This window comes from Methylobacterium sp. CM6257, assembly GCF_054611515.1.
The window spans coordinates 4,582,808-4,599,049 of the sequence record NZ_CM137735.1 but is presented as its reverse complement, the minus strand read 5'-3'; the positions used below and the strand labels follow the sequence as shown (position 1 = coordinate 4,599,049).

Annotated in this window: 14 protein-coding genes; 5 read left to right on the top strand and 9 right to left on the bottom strand. The window is 68.2% G+C overall.

The window, feature by feature from the left end:
- Positions 1-113 precede the first annotated feature (113 nt).
- A complete protein-coding gene (gene serA, locus ACYCO6_RS22345; RefSeq protein WP_459763393.1) occupies positions 114-1,364 on the bottom strand; it encodes a phosphoglycerate dehydrogenase in 1,251 nt (416 codons plus the stop codon).
- 326 nt (positions 1,365-1,690) lie between these two features.
- Here serA and ACYCO6_RS22340 point away from each other — a divergent pair, with 326 nt between their 5' ends.
- Positions 1,691-2,539, top strand: coding sequence for a transglutaminase-like domain-containing protein (locus tag ACYCO6_RS22340; protein ID WP_459763391.1), 849 nt, complete (start codon positions 1,691-1,693; stop codon positions 2,537-2,539).
- Positions 2,540-2,555: 16 nt separating this feature from the next.
- On the opposite strand, the gene ACYCO6_RS22335 is transcribed toward ACYCO6_RS22340, so the two are convergent.
- Entirely contained in the window at positions 2,556-3,323 is a 768-nt protein-coding gene (locus ACYCO6_RS22335) for a Crp/Fnr family transcriptional regulator (protein ID WP_459763389.1), read from the bottom strand.
- Positions 3,324-3,879: 556 nt separating this feature from the next.
- Between ACYCO6_RS22335 and rpsA the strand changes: the two genes are divergently transcribed.
- From rpsA to ACYCO6_RS22315, 4 genes are all read left to right on the top strand, one after another.
- Positions 3,880-5,592: a 30S ribosomal protein S1 gene (gene rpsA, locus ACYCO6_RS22330; RefSeq protein WP_459763387.1), complete on the top strand. Its 1,713-nt coding sequence runs from the start codon at positions 3,880-3,882 to the stop codon at positions 5,590-5,592.
- A 340-nt stretch (positions 5,593-5,932) separates the two neighbouring features.
- Complete coding sequence (gene sppA / locus ACYCO6_RS22325; protein WP_459763385.1) at positions 5,933-6,895, top strand: signal peptide peptidase SppA; 963 nt, start codon at positions 5,933-5,935, stop codon at positions 6,893-6,895.
- 49 nt (positions 6,896-6,944) lie between these two features.
- A complete protein-coding gene (locus tag ACYCO6_RS22320; protein WP_459763383.1) occupies positions 6,945-7,256 on the top strand; it encodes an integration host factor subunit beta in 312 nt (103 codons plus the stop codon).
- A 19-nt stretch (positions 7,257-7,275) separates the two neighbouring features.
- A complete protein-coding gene (locus tag ACYCO6_RS22315; protein WP_459773660.1) occupies positions 7,276-7,644 on the top strand; it encodes a LapA family protein in 369 nt (122 codons plus the stop codon).
- Positions 7,645-7,653: 9 nt separating this feature from the next.
- On the opposite strand, the gene ACYCO6_RS22310 is transcribed toward ACYCO6_RS22315, so the two are convergent.
- From ACYCO6_RS22310 to ACYCO6_RS22280, 7 genes are all read right to left on the bottom strand, one after another.
- Complete coding sequence (locus ACYCO6_RS22310) at positions 7,654-8,313, bottom strand: phosphoribosylanthranilate isomerase (RefSeq protein ID WP_459763381.1); 660 nt, start codon at positions 8,311-8,313, stop codon at positions 7,654-7,656.
- 53 nt (positions 8,314-8,366) lie between these two features.
- The gene (locus ACYCO6_RS22305) at positions 8,367-9,473 is read right to left on the bottom strand and encodes a DUF2125 domain-containing protein (RefSeq protein ID WP_459763379.1); all 1,107 of its coding nucleotides are present in this window, start codon (positions 9,471-9,473) and stop codon (positions 8,367-8,369) included.
- Positions 9,474-9,615: 142 nt separating this feature from the next.
- Positions 9,616-10,062, bottom strand: coding sequence for a hypothetical protein (locus tag ACYCO6_RS22300; protein ID WP_459763377.1), 447 nt, complete (start codon positions 10,060-10,062; stop codon positions 9,616-9,618).
- Between the two features lie 141 nt (positions 10,063-10,203).
- Positions 10,204-10,983: a lysophospholipid acyltransferase family protein gene (locus ACYCO6_RS22295; protein ID WP_459763375.1), complete on the bottom strand. Its 780-nt coding sequence runs from the start codon at positions 10,981-10,983 to the stop codon at positions 10,204-10,206.
- Between the two features lie 76 nt (positions 10,984-11,059).
- Entirely contained in the window at positions 11,060-11,575 is a 516-nt protein-coding gene (locus ACYCO6_RS22290) for a hypothetical protein (RefSeq protein WP_459763373.1), read from the bottom strand.
- Between the two features lie 95 nt (positions 11,576-11,670).
- Complete coding sequence (locus ACYCO6_RS22285; RefSeq protein ID WP_459763371.1) at positions 11,671-14,868, bottom strand: efflux RND transporter permease subunit; 3,198 nt, start codon at positions 14,866-14,868, stop codon at positions 11,671-11,673.
- A 107-nt stretch (positions 14,869-14,975) separates the two neighbouring features.
- Positions 14,976-16,130 (bottom strand): efflux RND transporter periplasmic adaptor subunit, encoded by a 1,155-nt coding sequence (locus ACYCO6_RS22280; RefSeq protein WP_459763369.1) that lies wholly within the window; start codon positions 16,128-16,130, stop codon positions 14,976-14,978.
- Positions 16,131-16,242 lie beyond the last annotated feature (112 nt).

The following is a 16,242-nucleotide window of genomic DNA, read 5'->3' as shown; positions in this document are numbered from 1 at the left end:
CAAGGCCGCGCGTGACTTGAACAGCGGCCAGCATGGCTGCGCAAGATGTACGCGGCAACAGCGGACGGTGTTCTCGCGCGCAACGTGATTATGCCGGCTCCGGGTACCGACGGTCAGCGCCGCTCGTAGAGCAGTCGAGCCCGGATGGTTCCCGGGATGGCCCGGATCTCGGTCAGCAGCACCTCCGCATCCGCATCGGTGGCGTCCGTCTCCAGCACCACGTAACCGACCTCGCCGTCGGTCTGATAGAACTGTGCCGCGATGTTGACCTGGCCGCGGGAAAACACGTCGTTGAGGCGGCCCAGCATGCCCGGCAGATTGCGCTGGACGTGGATGAACCGCGTCCCCGTCGGCCGGGCCGGAAGCTGCACCTGCGGGAAGTTCACCGCGCCCACCGTCGAGCCGATGTCGGAATAATCCACGAGCTTGCGTGCCACCTCGGAGCCGATGCGCTCCTGGGCCTCCTCAGTGGAGCCGCCGATATGCGGCGTCAGGATCACGTTCTCGAGACCCTGCAGCGGGCTGACGAACGGCTCGGCATTCGAGCCGGGCTCGACCGGGAACACGTCGACCGCCGCACCCTTGAGATGGCCGTCGCGGAGCGCCGCCGCGAGGGCATCGAGGTCGACGACCGTGCCCCGGGCGTTGTTGATCAGGAAGGCGCCGGGCTTCATCGCCCGGATCTCGGCCTTGCCGATCATGTTGGCGGTGGAATCGGTCTCCGGAACATGCAGCGAGACCACATCACTCTGGGCGAGCAGCTCGTGCAGCGTCTCGGTGGGCTCCGTGTTGCCGTGGCGCAGCTTGTCGGTGTGGTCGTAGAACAGCACCCGCATGCCCATGGCCTCGGCCAGCGTCGAGAGCTGCGTGCCGATATTACCGTAGCCGACGATGCCCAGGGTCTTGCCGCGCACTTCCAGCGAGCCTGCCGCCGACTTGTCCCAGCGGCCTGCGTGGGCGCCTACCGAGCGCGGAACGATCCGGCGCATCAGCATCACGATCTCGCCGATGGTCAGCTCGGCCACCGAGCGCGTGTTCGAGAAGGGCGCGTTGAAGACCGGGATGCCGCGATGGCGGGCCGCCTCCAGATCGACCTGGTTGGTGCCCACCGAGAAGCAGCCGACGGCCAGAAGCCGGTCTGCAGCCTCGAACACCGCCGCATCGAGCTGGGTGCGCGAACGGATGCCCAGCATGTGCACCCCCTGCAGGGCCTCGTGCAGGGCTTCCCGATCCAGCGCCTTCGGCAGCCGCGTGAGGTTTGTGTAGCCGGCCGCCTGCATCAGAGCGACGGCACTGTCGTTGATGCCCTCGAGCAGCAGGATCCGGATCTTGTCCTTGGGCAGGGAGAGCTTTTCGAGCGTCATCGGCATCGATCGTCTGAAAACGGGTCGTGGCAGCGTGCTGCCGGCGACCTGGGGCTTCGAACCGGAAGGGATACGAGGCTGCCCTGTGCGATGCAACATGGCGCCCGGCTGTGCAGGGCTGCATGGCGTGGATACAGGGCAGGCGCCGTCGAGCCAAGACATCGCGTAGGCGCCGGCAGATGCCTGCCAAACATTCGGGCAGACCTTGGCTGTGAAACTGCACTCTTCGCCGGAACCGGCCCGCAGCTGAAGACTTCTAAGGCCCTGTACTGCACGCACTCGCTCCCCGACGCGGCCCGGCGCCGTCTCCGCACACGGTCTCCACGATGCACGTTCGCACAGGCTTCACGATCGCTTTCGACACGTTCGGCCCGACCCCGATGAACCTGCTCCTGAACGTACGCCCGGAGCGCCGCGACGATCTCGTGACGCCCGAGGTGATCACGTTCGACCCGCCGGTTCCGGCGCGGCAGCACGTCGACCCCTTCGGCAACGTCTGCACGCGCATCGTCGCCCCCGGCGGCCGAATCACCATGACGGCCGATTTCACGGTCGCCGATAGCGGCCTGCCGGACACGACCGATCCGGACGCCGGCCAGATCCCGGTCCAAGACCTGCCCGACGCCGCGATGGTCTACCTGCTGGGCTCGCGCTATTGCGACACCGACAAGCTCTCGCCGATGGCCTGGTCGCTGTTTGGCGGCACGCCGGAGGGCTGGGCGCGGGTTCAGGCGATCGTCGACTACACGCACGAGCGGATCCGGTTCGACTACCAGCGGGCCGATGCCACCCGCACCGCGCACGACGCGTTCATGCAGCGCGAAGGCGTGTGCCGGGACTTTGCGCATCTGGCGATCACGTTCTGCCGCTGCATGAACATTCCGGCCCGCTACGCCACCGGTTATCTCGGCGATATCGGCGTGCCGAAAGACCCGGCGCCGATGGATTTTTCCGCGTGGTTCGAGGTCTATCTCGACGGGCCGGAGGGAGCGCGCTGGTACACGTTCGACGCTCGGCACAACCGGCCGCGCATCGGCCGCATCGTCATGGCCCGCGGCCGCGATGCAACCGACTGCGCGCTGACGACGAGCTTCGGCACGGCCCAGCTGGTACAGTTCGACGTTCACACGGACGCGCTGCCTGACGCGACGGGCTCGATGGCCCGGGCGGCCTGACGCTCACCATCACCAACTAAACGGGATCGACCACCGCCCGGACGGCCTGCTCGTTGATGTTCTGGTGAAGGAACGTCGGGTCGAACTCGGCCACCGCCACCAGGGCGTCCCAATCCTCGATCGTCAGGGTGCCGCCGCTCAGGGTCACGAGCTTGCGGGTCCTCAGGGTGCGCAGAACCCGATTGAGATGGACGCTCGTGAGCCCGAGGGCGTCGGCGAGTTCCGCCTGCTTCGGCGCCATCGGGCAAATCAGCCCGCCCGCCAGGCCGACGGCGCGCTGCCGCAGGTAAAGTTCGCAGAACAGGTGCGCGACGCGCCCGAGCGCCTGCCGCCGGCCCAGGCTGGTGATCCGCTCCCGGTAATGCGCGGCATCGATCAGCGTGTCGCGCCACAGGGCAGTCGCGAGATCCGGGTGACGCCGCAGCGCCGCGCGTAGTTCGTCGTGCGGGATAAATGCGATGGTGCAGGGCGTCAGGGTGGCGAGGTTGTGATCCATCCGGTGCAGATGCAGGCTCTGCAGATCCGGCATATCGCCCGCCACGTAGAACGATAGGATCTGCCGACCGCCCTCCGACAGAGCGGCGTAGCGGGCGGCCCAACCCTGGAGCACGAGGCAGCACTGCGTCGGGCGGTCTCCAAACTGGACGATATCCTGCCGGGCCGGCAGGTTGCGGATCGTGTGAGTGAGGTCGAGGAGCGCCGAGCGCTCTGCATCCCCGATCCGCGTGATGCTGTCGAGCTTGCGCGCCAGCATGTCCAGCGGGGTGTTGTACCCGGTCGGCATCGGACGGTCAGGTCCCGGAGCGCCCGATCAGATCGGTGCGACGGCTGCGAGCGATGAGGCACAGATCGGAACGCGGCACGTTCTTCCCCCAAACCCGCCCCGGATGGCTCAGCCGGCCGGCACCGGCAGAGATCCGGCCCCTGGGCGCCTCCATCGATTCGGCGAATACCCCGTCCATCTTAGCGGGAATACACCCCAAAGTCCGGAGGCCGGATCGTCTTCCGGCGGACGTTTAGCCGCGTCCCCGCCATGTCGGCCTGCGGCTCCGTCGCGGACCCGCCGCGCCGAAAAGCCCTTTCAGTTGAAGTCGCAGGCCCGATGCTGTATGGCACGCGAGTCCTCCTGGATCCGCTCTCGCGCGCTCGTTTCACTGGCGCCCGCCGAGCCGCCGGCTGGACCGCCCTCGTCATCCGTATCGACGCGTCGGCAAGCCGGATCCGTTGCGGACCGGTCGCCTCTCCCGAAAGACGACGGGATCGGCCGCGGCGAACGAGGGTGCCTGCAACGCGAGCCGCCGACGCAACGGGCCTCCGCCGGAGGCCGTTCAGGAGACAGAATGACCGCAGGTACCGCTCTGGGGCGTGGCCCGAGCCGCGAGGATTTCGCCGCCCTCCTCGAGGAGAGCTTCCTCGAACACGAGATCACCGAAGGGTCCGTCGTCAAGGGTCGCGTCGTCGCGATCGAGAAGGACGTGGCCGTCATCGACATCGGCGCCAAGACGGAAGGCCGTGTCGCACTCAAGGAATTCACCGGCCCCGGACGGGAAGGTGAGCTGAAGGTCGGCGACGAGGTCGAGGTCTATGTCGACCGGATCGAGAACGCGCTCGGCGAAGCCGTCATCTCGCGCGACAAGGCGCGCCGCGAGGAGAGCTGGGTCAAGCTCGAGAAGTCGTTCGAGAACAACGACCGCGTCATCGGCACCATCTTCAACCAGGTGAAGGGCGGCTACACGGTCGACCTCGACGGCGCCGTGGCGTTCCTGCCGCGCTCGCAGGTCGACATCCGCCCGGTCCGCGACGTGACCCCGCTGCTGGGCACCCCGCAGCCCTTCCAGATCCTCAAGATGGATCGTCGCCGCGGCAACATCGTCGTGTCGCGCCGGACCGTGCTCGAGGAGAGCCGCGCCGAGCAGCGCTCGGAGCTGGTGGCCAACCTTGAGGAAGGTCAGGTCATCGACGGCGTCGTCAAGAACATCACCGAGTACGGCGCCTTCGTCGATCTCGGCGGGATCGACGGCCTCCTGCACGTCACCGACATGGCGTGGCGCCGCGTGAACCACCCGTCGGAGGTCGTGACCATCGGCCAGACGGTCAAGGTCAAGATCATCAAGATCAACCACGAGACGCACCGCATCTCGCTTGGCATCAAGCAGCTGCTCGCCGATCCGTGGGAGGGAATCGCCGCCCGCTACCCGGAGGGTGCCAAGCTCAAGGGCCGCGTGACCAACATCACCGACTACGGCGCTTTCGTGGAGCTGGAGCCGGGGATCGAGGGCCTGATCCATGTCTCCGAGATGAGCTGGACCAAGAAGAACGTCCATCCGGGCAAGATCGTCTCCACCTCCCAGGAGGTCGAGGTTCAGATCCTGGAGGTCGATCCGGTCAAGCGCCGCATCTCGCTGGGCCTCAAGCAGACCCTGCAGAACCCCTGGGAGGCCTTCGCCGAGAAGCACCCGGTCGGTTCCGAGGTCGAGGGCGAGGTCAAGAACAAGACCGAGTTCGGCCTGTTCATCGGCCTCGAGGGCGACGTCGACGGCATGGTCCACCTGTCGGATCTCGACTGGAACCGTCCCGGCGAGCAGGTCATCGAGGAGTACAAGAAGGGCGACATGGTCCGCGCCCAGGTTCTCGACGTCGACGTCGAGAAGGAGCGGATCTCGCTGGGCGTGAAGCAGCTCGGCGGTGACCCCTTCGCCGAGACCGGCGAGATCAAGAAGGGTCAGATCGTCACCTGCGAGGTGATCGAGGTGAAGGATGCCGGCGTCGAGGTGAAGATCGTCGACACCGACATGCAGACGTTCATCCGTCGCGCCGAGCTCGCCCGCGACCGCGGCGACCAGCGTCCCGAGCGTTTCGCCGCCGGCGAGAAGTTCGACGCCCGCGTCGTCCAGTTCGACCGGAAGGCCCGCCGCGTGCAGGTCTCGATCAAGGCCCTCGAGGTCGCCGAAGAGAAGGAGGCCATGGCCCAGTTCGGCTCCGCCGATTCGGGCGCCTCGCTCGGCGACATCCTCGGCGCGGCCTTCAAGAAGGCCCGCACCGACGAGGAGTAATCCGTGGTCGCCGCCCGGCTTCTCCGGGCGGCGGATCCGTGGTTCCGGAACCCGCGCGGGATATGCGTCCCGCGCGGGTTCTGCTTTTCAGGGACCCGCAATCCAAGGTTGCCGATCGCCCCATGACGCGGCCTTGATCCCGGCCAAGCGCGACAGCGATGCGCAGGCTCCGCATTTTCTTGGCGCAGCCCATATCCACGGCCGCAGGAAATGCTTTAGAACACCGGCCTCGCGCGGTTTGAGCCGCGCGAGGCGAAGGAAACCAAGGACTTGCCCGGCGTGGGGCCTTCTTCCCGCACGCCGTTCCGGGTCGACCTGAGGGCTAAGGGGAAGCGTGCGCATGGCAGCCGACGCGGAACTGCTGATCGACCGGCGGCGCCTGCGCCGCAGGTTGTCGCTCTGGCGCGTGCTCGGGATCGGCGGTCTGATCGTGGCGGTCGGCGCCCTGGGTTATCGGATCCGGACCGGCGCCGACGGCGGCTTCACGGTGCGGCCGCAGATCGCCCGGATCTCCGTCTCGGGATTCATCGCCGGCAGTGAGTCGACCGCCAAGCTGATGAAGCGGGTCGGCGATTCGGATGCCGTGAAGGGCGTGATCGTCTCGATCAATTCGCCGGGCGGCACCACGACGGGCTCGGAAGAAATCTTCCGCAATCTGCGCGCGCTCGCCGCCAAGAAGCCGATCGTGGCCTTCGTGGACGGCACCGCCGCCTCTGGCGCCTACATCACCGCCATCGCGGCGGACCACATCGTCGCGCGCGAGACGAGCCTCGTCGGCTCGATCGGCGTCCTGTTCCAGTACCCGGATGTCTCCGGCCTGCTCGACAAGGTCGGGGTCAAGGTGGAGTCCGTGAAGTCCTCGCCGCTCAAGGCCGAGCCGTCCGGCTTCACGCCGACCTCGCCCGAAGCGCGCGCTGCCCTGGCCTCCGTGGTCGGCGATACCTATGCCTGGTTCAAGAGCCTCGTGGCCGAGCGCCGGGGCATGGACGCGGGCCAGCTCAACGCTGTCTCGGACGGACGGGTGTTCAGCGGTCGCCAGAGCGTTCCGCTCAAGCTCGTGGACGAGCTGGGCAGCGAGCGCCAGGCGGTGTCCTGGCTCGAGACGAACCGCGGCGTTCAGAAGGACCTCCCGATCAAGGATTGGAAGCCCTCGACGGAGAGCAACTTCTCGCTCTGGTCCGCGGCCGGGATCGGCGCCGATCTGCTGGGTCTCGAAGGTCTAGCGGCACGCCTGCGGACCGTCGGCGCGGAGGCGTCGGCCGCCCGCGGGGGGCTGCTCGCCCTGTGGCGCCCGGAACCCTGAGCACCGACTCCTCGAAGCCCGCCCCGATCCCGCGAGAAGACCAGACGCCATGATCAAGTCGGAGCTCGTCCTCAAGATCGCCGAGCAGAACCCGCATCTCTACCAGCGTGACGTGGAGATCCTGGTCAACGCGATCCTCGACACCATTTCCGACGCGCTAGCCCGGGGCGACCGGGTGGAATTGCGCGGCTTCGGCGCCTTCTCGGTGAAGCGCCGCGAGGCGCGCCGCGGACGCAACCCGCGCACCGGCGCGACCGTTGCCGTGTCCGAGAAGGCGATCCCGGTGTTCAAGACCGGCAAGGAGATGCGGCAGCGCCTCAACGCTGCCGGCATCGGCGAGAGCGCCTCGGCCGCCGAATAGGAAGAGACCCGTGAGCACGATGATCCGTTTCCTGAAGAGCCTCGTGCTTCTGCCGATCGCCGCTGTGGTGATCCTGCTGGCAGTCGCCAACCGCGCGCCGGTGCAGCTCTCCTTTGATCCGTTCAACGCTGACGCGCCCGTGTTCAGCGTCGACCTTCCGCTCTACGCGATTCTGTTCGGCGCGGTGGCGCTCGGGATCGTGGTCGGCGGCATCTTCACGTGGCTCGGCCAGGGCAAGACCCGCGCCCGGGCCCGCTACCATCGCCGCGAGGCCGTCCGCTACGAGCGCGAGGCGACGCGGCTGCGGGCCTACGCCCCGGAGAGCGAGACGCCGAGCGCCTATACGGTTCCGAACACCGGCCGGACGGCGCTGCCGGCCCCGCGCTGACTCTCCGGCTCAGCGTCCGGCGCGCGCGGCCGCCACGAAAGCCGCGATCCTGCCGGGATCCTTCAGTCCGGGTGCTGTTTCCACCCCCGACGAAACGTCGACGGCGCCCAGCCTCGTACGAGCGAGCGCCTCGGCGACGTTGGCAGCGTCGAGGCCGCCCGACAGCATCGTCCCGAGTGGAAGCTCCGCCCCTGCGAGGATCTCCCAGTCGAAGCAACGGCCATTACCGCCGGGAAGCGCGGCGTCCGGAGGCGCCTTCGCGTCCAGCAGGAGCCGATCCGCGGCGGCGTAGGCCGGAATGATCGCGAGATCCGCGCGGGTCGCGACGCCGAGCGCCTTCATGACCGGGCGGCCGGTCATGGCCCGGATGGCGGCCACCCTGTCAGGACTCTCCCGCCCGTGCAGTTGGATGAGGTCCGGGTCCACGGCTTCAACAGCCGCCCTGACCAGGGCATCGTCCGGATCGACCAGCAGGACGACCCGCTCGGCCCGTCCGCGCGCGAAGGCCGACAGGGCGGCGGCCCGCGGCAGGTCGACGTGCCGCGGGCTCCGAGGGAAGTGGACGAGGCCGATCCAGTCGGCACCGGCCTCCAGCGCCGCACCCAGGGTCTCTTCGGTACTGAGCCCGCAGATCTTCACGCGGGTCGGGAGAACGGTCTCGTAGGCCATATGCGCCTTATAGCCGATCGCGCACCGACGATCTGGTCGCCGGGCCTGGGGCGTCAATAGAGCGCCGGTAGGTAGACGTTCGGGATCGGAAACCCGCTGAAGACGAGCTTCCCGTCGACCAGTCGGAGCGGGGGGAGGGGCTTTAGCGGCACCGCATCGGCCTGCGCGTCCGGTTCAGGGCGGCGGCTCAGCCCCAGGAGCCCGCCGACGAGCTGGCCTACCAACGCGCCCCGATCCGAGCCGAAGTGCTGGCCGACGATGCTGCCGACCAGCGCGTCGACGCCGGCGGCCCGGAGATCGAGCTGGCCAGTGGGGCGGTGGAAGCTGTCGAGGGCGAGGGTGCCCTTGGCCTGAACGCGCTGCGCGCCCTTGGCGAGCGACAGCGCGGTCAGATCGAGCGCGCCGCCCGCCCGACGCCAGCGCTCCAGCTCCCGCGGGACCGGCCCGGTCCGCAGCACGGTCGCCTGCGTGAGCGTCGCGTCCAGAGCGAGGTCGGTCGGGTCTTGCGTCCCGGTGAACGCATCGAGCTGTGGCACCTCGGCCTGGGTCAGGCGAAGGCTCATGTCCACGGCGCCCTCGGATTCGAAGCGGCCGGGAGCCGGCCGGGCGTGCAGTTCCAAGTGACGACCGTCGACCGCGAACGGCCCGGAATCGGTGCCCGTGACTGCGACCTTCGGGCTATCGACCACCAGGGAGGCGCGGGTAAAGCCGTCCGAGGCTCCGTGGAAGCTGCCCTGGAGCCCGCCCCAAGAGGCGTCGCCCGTCAGTCCGCCCTGCTCGACATGAAACGGCCCCGTGCTCTCGAACACCACGAGGCGCGGCTGGTAGACCTGCGCCACAGCGGTGGTCGGTCCGAGCCGGAACCGACCGTCGGAGCGCTCCAGGGTGACCGCGCTGCAGCGTAGCTCGATCCGAAACGGGTACCCGGTGAGCGAGCGGTCGACGCACGTCCAGTTGCGACCGGCAGCCGCTTCGCGGGCCGTCCACCCGTCGATCTCCTGCGCTGCACGGTTACGAATCCAGAACCAGCCGGCGGACCACGCAACCGCCACGACGGCGAGGAGAATGTAGGGCAGGAACAGTCCGAGCCGCGCACGCCGCGCGCTCCGCTCCGGAGACCTCTGCGCGGCACCATCTGGCCGCGTCCGATCCTGCACCATTCGTTCCGCTCCCCGACCCGATCCCCCTCAGGGAGGAATCACCGCCTCGCCTTGAGGCCATGCTGGGGGCGAAACTGGGGCAGCGGCGGCCCAGGTCGACGGCGGCACAAACCGATCTGCACCTCAAGGCCCGTTTTCCGGTTCAGACCTGAGCGGGCTCGACCGAGTCGCGCTGAAGATCCTCGACGATTGCCGCGCGCTCCGCATCGCTCTCCGCGAGACGATGCACATGCATCTCGGTGGCCCCTCGGCGGCGGACGCGGTCCAGCCAGGTCCGCCGCAGATGATCGCGCGGGCTCTCGGTCGAGGTGGCCACCGAGACCATCTCGGCGATGCCGGCATTGTCGCGGCGCACGGCGATCACCACGGCCTCGGCCATCTCGTCGAGATCGAAGGCGCCGGCCGGATGAACCCCGACCACGTAGCGTCGGCCGGAGCGGCCGCGCCATGCCGAGAGCGGGAGCGCGGGGGAACCGCGCAGGCCTGCGGTCGTCTTGAGGCGTTCTTCACGCACATCCTGCCTCCGGGTGCGATCGTCCTTCAGGTCGCGGAGCGCGGCCGACCAGGACAGGGCTCTTCTGTTCGCCATTTGTTCTAACCTAGTGCGCGCTATCCACAGCCGTCAAGCACGATGTTCCTATGAGGAGATGTGGTGCTTGTGCCCGCTATCCACAAGCGCGACAGCGCGCACGATCGAGCCTGCTGCCGGGCGTACGACCAGCGGAACGGCTCAGCGGCGTGCCGCGGCCGCGGCGGGCGCCTCGGCCGGCGGGACCGGATGGCCGGAGGCGGCGAGCCCCTGAAGGCCCCCCTCCGCGAGAGCGTTCGATGCCGTCTCAAGACGCTCCTGGGTCAAAGCCTGGAACTCCTGGCGAGACAGGCCCGGGGAAATGGGCTTCAGGAACTCGATCACGGCGGTTCCGGGCCGACGGACGAGGCTGTTGCGCGACCAGAACAGGCCGGTATTCAGCGCCACGGGCAGACATGGCACCTTCAGTGCTACGTAGAGATGTGAGAGGCCCTGCTTGTAGGCGGGGGCCGCTCCGACCGGGCGCCGAGTTCCCTCCGGGAAGATGATGAGCTGGCGCCCGTCCCGGATCGCATCCAGGGCAGCGGCATTCATCAGACTCATTGCCCGCGTTCCCTTGGAGCGGTCGATGGCTACCATGCCGCCGCGCGACAAATACCAGCCGATCAGCGGGATGAGCAGCAATTCCCGCTTCAGGACGTAGGCGAAGTCCGGCAGCACCGTGCACAGGGCCAGGGTCTCGAGGGCTGACTGGTGCTTGGCCGCCACCAGCAGGGGTCCCTGCGGGATGTTCTCAAGGCCTCGGAACTCGACCTGTGTGCCGGCGATCACGCGCAGGAGCCACAGCGTCACCCGTCCCCACAACCGGGCCAGGCGCAGCACGGCACGGTGTGAGACCAGGGCAGGCAGGCCGGCGATGGCAAGGATCGCCGTGACGACGTAGAAGCAGATGTTGAAGGCGAGGGAGCGCAGGGCGATCATGGGAATCCGCGTCGTGGCGGCTCCCCTCTAGCGCGCCAGGGCGCCTGCGGCCAAGCACAGCCGTACCGATGGACGATCAGGCGCCTTCAAAGCGGCCGTCGCGCTGAAGCCCGGCACTCCGCCCGGCGACCAGCCAGTAGACGAGGCCGGCGCCGGCACCGACGACGAAGAGGATCAGCGTCAGGCGTGCCTCCGCGCCCAGAAGGCTGGGATCGCGTCCGCTGGCGCCGGACCGTACGGCGCCGCGAGTGAGCCAGGGGAGGGCGGCGGTCAGCAGGCCGCAGCCGGCGCCGTACCACAGGAGACCGCGGCGCCCGAGAATCTCGCCGCCGAGGCCGATGAGGGCTGGCGGCACGAACAGCAGAACGAACAGCGCCTTGGCAAGACCGGCAACCAGCAGGAGCAGCCCCTCCGGCGGCAGGCCTGCCGACAGGTCGGACAGCGCCATGTCGAGGCCGGCGAGCGCCCCACCGCTCAGCCACGCCTGCGCGGTCGGGTCGACGAGGAGCACCAGGACCAGGATGATGCAGCCCGCCGGGACGGCGAGCAGGAGGGCGAAGGCTGCGAGGAGCAGGCGGCCAAGGGCGTGCATGCCGAGGCTCTACACCCGGCACGGCCGCCCGTCGCGCGAAAGCCGCGCCCGATCCGCGAGGACCGGGCGCGGCTTCGAAGGTGCGGCGCGGTGCGTCAGCCGTGGGCGGGCGCGGCGCCGCCGTGATCGCCGTGCGTGTGCTTCTTCCGGAACCGGCCGAGCCAGTTCGAGAAGTGGCGGATCACCACGTAGAACACCGGCGTTAGGAACAGGCCGAAGAAGGTCGCGCCGATCATCCCGAAGAACACCGCTGTGCCCAGTGCCTGGCGCATCTCGGCGCCGGGACCGGTCGCCACCACCAGCGGCAGGGTGCCGAGGATGAACGCGAAGGCGGTCATCAGAATCGGGCGCAGGCGCAGGCGGCAGGCCTCCACCGCCGCCTCGACCGGGCCGCGGTGCTCGCGCTGCTCGATGTCGTGCGCGAACTCGACGATCAGGATTGCGTTCTTGGCCGCGAGGCCGATGAGCACGATCAGGCCGATCTGGGTCAGGATGTTGTTGTCCTGCCCCCGGAACTGCACGCCCGCCAGGGCGGCGAGCACGCCAGTCGGCACCACGAGCAGGATCGCGAGCGGCAGCGCCCAGGATTCGTACTGCGCGGCCAGGACCAGGAAGACCAGCAGCACGCCGAGGGCGAACACGTAGGCGCCCGTGCCGCTCGCCGCTTTCTGCTGATAGGCGATCTCGGTCCAGTCGTAGGAATAGCCCTCCGGCAGCGCCTTCTTGGCGATGGCCTCCATGGCGTCCAGCGCCTGTCCGGTGGAGATGCCGGGCTTGGCCACGCCCTGGACCGGCACCGAGTAGTACAGGTTGAACCGCTGCACGATCTGCGGGCCGGTGACGTCGCGCACGGAGGCGAGCGTGCCCATGGGCACCAGGGCGCCCGTGGAGGAGCGCACCTTGATCTGCGAGATGTCCTGCACAGAGGTCCGGAACGCCGCGTCGCCCTGCAGACGCACTTGGTAGATGCGGCCCAGCGTGTTGAAGTCGTTGACGTAGGTGCCGCCGAGATCCGCCTGGACCGAGGAGAACACGTTCGCCAGCGGGACGTTCAGCATCCGCGCGATGGTGCGGTCGATGTCGAGGAAGAGCTGCGGCGTCGAGTTGTCGAAGGTCGTGAAGACGCGCTGCACGTCCGCGCTCTGGTTCGCCTGGGCGATCACCTCGCCGGCCGCGGCCATGAGCGGGCCGATATCGGAGGATTGGCGGCTCTCGATCTGCATCTTGAAGCCACCGCCGCTTCCGAGGCCGCGCACGGGCGGTGGCGGGATCACGATCACCCGGGCTTCCTGGATGTCGGAGGTCGCCTTGAGAACGTCGCCCGTGATCACGGCCGCGCTTCGTCCCGCCTCGGCGCGCTCCTTCGCGCCCGTGAGCGTGAGGAACATCACGCCGGCATTGGTGGTGTTGGTGAAGGTCGCGCCGTCGAAGCCGGCGATGATCACCGCGTTGGCAACGCCGTTCACCGTGCGGGCCTGCTTGGCCGCGCGCAACATCACGTCTGTCGTCCGGTTGAGCGACGAGCCGGAGGGAAGCTGGACGACGCCGATCAAGTAGCCCTGATCCTGGTCGGGAATGAAGCCTGTCGGCGTCGTCTGCGCGAGGTGCAGCGTGCCGGCGATCACCCCGGCATAGATCAGCAGCATCACGGCGATCCCCACGAACCCGCCGGTCAGCACGCGGATCGTGCGGCCGTAGGCATTCGAGGTGGCGTCGAAGGCCCGGTTAAAGCCGTTGGCCAGCCAATTGATGAACCGCGTCAGGAAGAAGCGCGGCTCCTTCCGGGCATGGTGCGGCACCAGCAGCAGCTTACACAGCGCCGGCGACAGGGTCAGCGAGTTGAAGGCCGAGATCAGCGTCGAGGCCGCAATGGTCAGCGCGAACTGCTTGTAGAACTGGCCCGAGATGCCCGGGATGAAGGCCGTGGGCACGAACACCGCGGCGAGCACCAGCGCGATGGCGATGACCGCGCCGCCGACCTCATCCATGGTCTTGTGGGCGGCATCGCCCGGCGACAGGCCCTCGGCCATGTTGCGCTCGACGTTTTCCACCACCACGATGGCGTCGTCCACGACGATGCCGATGGCGAGCACCAGCCCGAACAGGGTCAGGTTGTTGAGCGAGAAGCCGAAGGCCGCCATCGCCGCGAAGGTGCCGATCAGCGACACGGGAATCGCGATGACCGGGATCAGCGCGGTGCGCCAGCTCTGCAGGAAGACCAGCACCACCACGACCACGAGGGCGATGGCCTCGAACAGCGTCTTGTAGACCTCGTGGATCGATTCCTCGATGAACTCGGTCGGGTTGTAGGCGATCCGGTACTCGACGTCCGGCGGGAAGTTCTTCTTGACCTGCTCCATCACCTTGCGGACGGAGGCCGCCGCGTCGAGGGCGTTGGTGCCCGGCCGCTGGAACGCGCCGATACCCACCGCGGGCGTGTCGTTGAGGAACGAGTTGGTCGTGTAGTCCTTCTGGCCCATCTCGACGCGAGCGATGTCCTTGACCCGCACGAGGCGCCCGTCCTGCGCCTTGATGATCACCTCGGCGAATTGCTCGGGCGTCTTGAACCGCGCCTGCGACTGCACGACGAGCTGGAACGCCTCGCCCCTGGCGGCGGGCGGGCCGTTCAGCTGGCCGGCCGCAACCTGGACGTTCTGCTCCTGGAGTGCCGTGGTGACGTCGGTGACCGAGAGGCCGTAGGCGGCGAGCTTGTTGGGATCGACCCAGATGCGCTCGGCGTACTCATTACCGCCGAAGATCGTGATGTCGCCCACTCCGTCGAGGCGCAGCAGCTCGTCGCGGATGTTCAGGTAGATGTAGTTGGCGAGGTAGTTCTGGTCGTAGGTCTTGTTGGGCGAGAGCAGGTGCACGACCAGCATCAGGTCGGGCGAGGCCTTGCGAACCGTGACGCCCAGGTTGCGCACGTCCGGCGGCAGGCGCGGCTGCGCCACCGAGAGCCGGTTCTGCACCAGCACGTTGGCGATATCGAGGTTGGTGCCGACCTTAAAGGTGACTGTCAGCAGCATGTTGCCGTCGTTGGTCGACAACGACGTCATGTAGAGCATGTTGTCGACGCCGTTGACCTCCTGCTCGATCGGCGTCGCGATCGTGGCGGCCACAGTCTCGGCGTTGGCGCCCGGATAGGAGGCGCGCACGGTCACGGTCGGCGGCACGATCTCGGGATACTGCGAGACCGGCAGGCTCTCGTAGGCCACGAAGCCGAGGATCAGGAACACGATCGACGTGACCGACGCGAAGATCGGCCTGTCGACGAAGAAATGGGCGAAACGCATCGGTCAAACCTCTGAGGCCCGCCGGTTTCCCGGCCGGGGCCCTGCGTCGTCGGTGCGGGGCGCGCCGCACGGCGCGCGCGAAGGCGGTCGTGGTGAGCCGCTCGGGCTCACGTCTTGCTCGGGGGCAACTCGATGGTGTCCGGGGCGACCTTGGCCCCCGGCCGGACCCGCGAGAGGCCGTTGACCACCACCGTCTCGTCGCCCTTCAGCCCCGATTGAATCACCCGGTAGCCGTCGACCTTCGGCCCCAGCACCACGTCCTTCTGCTGGATCACGTTGTCGGGACCGACCAAGTAGACGATGCGCTTGTCCTGGTTGGCGGCCACCGCCTCGTCGGGGAGCAGCACGCCCTGATACGGCTTGGTCGCCGGCATCGAGACGATGCCGAACAGACCGGGTTTGATGAACAGGTCGCCGTTCGGGACCGTGGCGCGCAGCAGGATCGTGCCGGTGGCGTTGTCGACGCGGTTGTCAACGAAGTCGAGGGTGCCCTTGCGGGTGGGCTTGGCCTCGCCGGAGAGCGCGATCAGGATCGGCACGCCCTTGCCCTGCTGGGTCTGGCCCATGCCGATGCCAAGGCTGTTCTGGTACTTGAGGAACGATTTCTCGTCGACCGTGAAGCTGAAATAGATCGGGTCGAGGGACACGATCGTGGTCAGCATCGTCTGGTCGGCGCTGACGATGTTGCCCTCGGTGACCAGCCGGCGGCTGATCCGGCCGTTGATCGGCGCCTTCACCTCGCTGAAGTCGTAGTTGAGCTGCGCGTTGTTCAGCGCGGCCTGCGCGCTGTCCACATCGGCCTGGGCGGTCAGTGAAGCCTGCCTGCGCTGGTCTGTGACCTGCTCAGAAATATTGCCGCTCCGCGACAATGTCTGCGCGCGCTCGAGATCCGTCTGCGAGAAGGTCTGGCGGGCCTTGGCGGAGGCCAAGGCCGCCTGGGCCTGTTCCAGCGCCGCCTTGTAGGGGCGCCGGTCGATCACGAACAGCACGTCGCCCTTCTTCACGGTCTGGCCGTCCATGAAGTTGATCTTCTCGAGGTACCCGGTGACCCGGGCGCGGACCTCCACGTACTCGATCGGGTCGAACCGACCGGTGTACTGGTCCTGCTCAACGATCTGGCGGACCACGGGCTTGGCCACGGTCACCTTGGGCGGCGGGCCGCCCGGCGCCTGAGCCAATGCGGGCGTCGCGAGCGGGCCGGCCGCGAGGCCGGCGACCAGTCCTGACAAGAGGGTGAGAAGGCTGGGTAGCCGGCTGCGCATCGAGTCCTGCTGTCCGTTGGCCGACCCGCCGGTCGCGCCGAGCTTGACGATTGTTCCGCCGCAGGTGCGCCGTAACCCGCGAGAAACGCTGTTGCTTGTGCGCGAGCGCACA

What these genes read in the sequence shown, in the direction of transcription:
- serA (WP_459763393.1), bottom strand. Translation starts at nt 1,364, where the DNA reads ATGACGCTCGAAAAGCTCTCCCTGCCCAAGGACAAGATCCGGATCCTG.
- ACYCO6_RS22285 (WP_459763371.1), bottom strand. Translation starts at nt 14,868, where the DNA reads ATGCGTTTCGCCCATTTCTTCGTCGACAGGCCGATCTTCGCGTCGGTC.
- ACYCO6_RS22320 (WP_459763383.1), top strand. Translation starts at nt 6,945, where the DNA reads ATGATCAAGTCGGAGCTCGTCCTCAAGATCGCCGAGCAGAACCCGCAT.
- sppA (WP_459763385.1), top strand. Translation starts at nt 5,933, where the DNA reads ATGGCAGCCGACGCGGAACTGCTGATCGACCGGCGGCGCCTGCGCCGC.
- ACYCO6_RS22295 (WP_459763375.1), bottom strand. Translation starts at nt 10,983, where the DNA reads ATGATCGCCCTGCGCTCCCTCGCCTTCAACATCTGCTTCTACGTCGTC.
- ACYCO6_RS22340 (WP_459763391.1), top strand. Translation starts at nt 1,691, where the DNA reads ATGCACGTTCGCACAGGCTTCACGATCGCTTTCGACACGTTCGGCCCG.
- rpsA (WP_459763387.1), top strand. Translation starts at nt 3,880, where the DNA reads ATGACCGCAGGTACCGCTCTGGGGCGTGGCCCGAGCCGCGAGGATTTC.
- ACYCO6_RS22300 (WP_459763377.1), bottom strand. Translation starts at nt 10,062, where the DNA reads ATGGCGAACAGAAGAGCCCTGTCCTGGTCGGCCGCGCTCCGCGACCTG.
- ACYCO6_RS22290 (WP_459763373.1), bottom strand. Translation starts at nt 11,575, where the DNA reads ATGCACGCCCTTGGCCGCCTGCTCCTCGCAGCCTTCGCCCTCCTGCTC.
- ACYCO6_RS22280 (WP_459763369.1), bottom strand. Translation starts at nt 16,130, where the DNA reads ATGCGCAGCCGGCTACCCAGCCTTCTCACCCTCTTGTCAGGACTGGTC.
- ACYCO6_RS22315 (WP_459773660.1), top strand. Translation starts at nt 7,276, where the DNA reads ATGATCCGTTTCCTGAAGAGCCTCGTGCTTCTGCCGATCGCCGCTGTG.
- ACYCO6_RS22310 (WP_459763381.1), bottom strand. Translation starts at nt 8,313, where the DNA reads ATGGCCTACGAGACCGTTCTCCCGACCCGCGTGAAGATCTGCGGGCTC.
- ACYCO6_RS22305 (WP_459763379.1), bottom strand. Translation starts at nt 9,473, where the DNA reads ATGGTGCAGGATCGGACGCGGCCAGATGGTGCCGCGCAGAGGTCTCCG.
- ACYCO6_RS22335 (WP_459763389.1), bottom strand. Translation starts at nt 3,323, where the DNA reads ATGCCGACCGGGTACAACACCCCGCTGGACATGCTGGCGCGCAAGCTC.